Below are 2,333 nucleotides of genomic sequence, written 5' to 3' on the forward strand. Positions count from 1 at the left end.
CAATGACCTCAATGTTTTGAACTTTCATTCTAAAACCGGTTCTAAGCTTTCAATCTATTTTAAATGTCCTTACCCAGAGGATAAAAACTGACTTTGAAGGGACAGCCATGCACCCTTCGGACAACCATTCCAGTAATGACAACAGAGTAGTGGTTTTCTGTACAGGCTGTTTCTAAAACAACCTGCAATTAAGCGTGTTTTTGAAGATAGCCGATTTGAAAACAGGGTTTGTTAAGAACCTGATTAAAACTTTTACAGCGAGCTCTCAATGGAAAAGTTTCTTCCTGTCATTTTCCCGGAGCAAGGCTCTGTTTTTGCTTATTTTTACTGACCTCAATGTTATGAACTTTCGTTCTAAAACCGGTTCTAAACTAACAACCCATTTTAAATCCTCTTTCTAACCGGAGATAAATACTGACTTTGAAGGAACAGATATGCACTTTACGAACAGAAATTTTGACGCTCCACTCCCGCCTGCACCAAAGATACCCAGACTGCTTGAAGCACCAACGGTTGTCAGTCTGGGCAGGGAAGTTAGTGTACAGGAAAAAGTTGAACCTACATTCTTCCATTTAGCCGAAGAGACACATGTCAAAATTATTCGCTATTTGGATTTTCGAAGCATTCACTGTTTAACAAAGGTATGCACATACCTTCGCTATCTTGTTAAAAAGAATAGAGCTCTGGAAAGAGCATGGTATCAGCGGTTTCCTTCACCGTCCCGATATCAACTAAAGACCACCATCATGACAAAAGACAATCAACAACTCCGTGGTTGGTTAAAGCCGTTTGCGAATGGGAATACTGTCAAGTCACTCGTTTTTTAAGAGAACCGAAAATGTCTTTATTTTCCTGCTCCGTTCCTGTTCACCAACAGTAAACTGATGTCTCAATGTAAAAAAATCAACCTGGAGATAACAGCCAAAATCACCCATCTTGACGATGTCAATACAGCCATATTTAGTCCTGATAGCCGCCATTTGGTGACCGCCAGTATGGATAATACGATAAAAATCTGTCGCCACAGGGCCAACGGATTCTGGATTCCAAGAGCCACCATTTCCCATAACAATTCGGTCAGTTCAGCCACTTTTAGTGCCGATAGCCGTCATATAGTGACTGCCAGTCTCGATTTCACAGCGAAAATCTGCGTTCAGGCTGACGATGGGTCATGGCAAGAAAAAAGCACTATTATCCACGGCAGACATGTCAACTCAGCCACCTTCAGTGATGATGGTAAACATGTGGTGACTGCCAGCGATGATTGCACGGCACAAATTCATGGGCAGGGGGACGGTGGGTCATGGGAAAGAGAGGCCATTATATACCCTGGTGGTCCAGTCAAATCAGCTAGCTTCAGTCCCGATGGCCGTGATGTGGTAATCGTCGGTAAAAATAACATGGTGAGCATCTATAGTCGGGAGGACAATGGGTTATGGAAACAAAAAATCGCCATCACCCATGAGGGTAGGATCACCTCAGCGACCTTCAGCGCCAATGGCCACCATTTGGTCACCACCAGTGAAGATCATACGGCGAAAATCTCTGACCTGCAGAAAGATGGATCATGGCAAGAAATAGCCACGATTTCTCACGAGGGTGCGGTCTACTCAGCTGCCTTCAGCGCCGACGGCCACCATCTGGTCACCACCAGTGAAGATCATACGGCAAAAATCTCTGCCCTGCAGGACGATGGATCATGGAAAGAAATAGCCACGATTTATCACGAGGGTGCGGTCTACTCAGCCAACTTCAGTACCGATGGCCGCCATTTGGTCACCGCCAGCGAAGATGGTACGGCAAAAATCTATGGTCTGGAGGCCCCTGAACGTTGGGTAGAAAAAACCACCATTACCCACAAAGGTTGCGTCCGATCGGCCGTCTTCAGTGCCAATGGTTGCCTTGTGGTGACGAATGCCCTGGGTGACAAAATAGTGAAAATTTATGGTCTTGGAGCCGATGGATCATGGGTAAAAAAAGCGATCATTTCCCACAAGAGGGTGGTCAGATCGGCCACCATCAGCGCCGATGTCCGATATGTGTTGACCATCAGTGATGATAACAAGGTGAGAGTCTTTAAACTAATGGAGGGAAGATTGATGGTCTAATGAACATAAAACCCGATAAAAAATTTCTTTCTATCCTTTTCCCGGATCAGGGTGTTGCTCTTTCCAAGTTTCACTGACCTCAATTTTCTGAACTTTCACTCTCAAACCAGGTCTAAGCGTTTTAATGAATTTTAAATGTCCTTTCTAACCGAGGATCAATACCCACTTTCAAGGAACAGTCATGCACTCTACGGATAAACATTCCAGGATTGACGTTTCACTCCC

General features: G+C 44.7%; 2 protein-coding genes. Both read left to right on the forward strand.

Annotation, left to right across the window (positions count from 1 at the left end; genetic code table 11):
- Positions 1–434 precede the first annotated feature (434 nt).
- Positions 435–827 (forward strand): F-box protein, encoded by a 393-nt coding sequence (locus tag KDK19_RS21160; RefSeq protein ID WP_257292885.1) that lies wholly within the window; start codon positions 435–437, stop codon positions 825–827.
- A 57-nt stretch (positions 828–884) separates the two neighbouring features.
- Positions 885–2,108 carry a WD40 repeat domain-containing protein gene (locus KDK19_RS21165; protein ID WP_257292886.1) on the forward strand — a complete coding sequence of 408 codons (1,224 nt, stop codon included), beginning with the start codon at positions 885–887 and terminating at the stop codon, positions 2,106–2,108.
- Positions 2,109–2,333 lie beyond the last annotated feature (225 nt).

The sequence above is a fragment of the Endozoicomonas sp. ONNA1 genome (assembly GCF_024606325.1).
Taxonomy (GTDB): domain Bacteria; phylum Pseudomonadota; class Gammaproteobacteria; order Pseudomonadales; family Endozoicomonadaceae; genus Endozoicomonas_A.

What these genes read in the sequence shown, in the direction of transcription:
- KDK19_RS21160 (WP_257292885.1), top strand. Translation starts at nt 435, where the DNA reads ATGCACTTTACGAACAGAAATTTTGACGCTCCACTCCCGCCTGCACCA.
- KDK19_RS21165 (WP_257292886.1), top strand. Translation starts at nt 885, where the DNA reads ATGTCTCAATGTAAAAAAATCAACCTGGAGATAACAGCCAAAATCACC.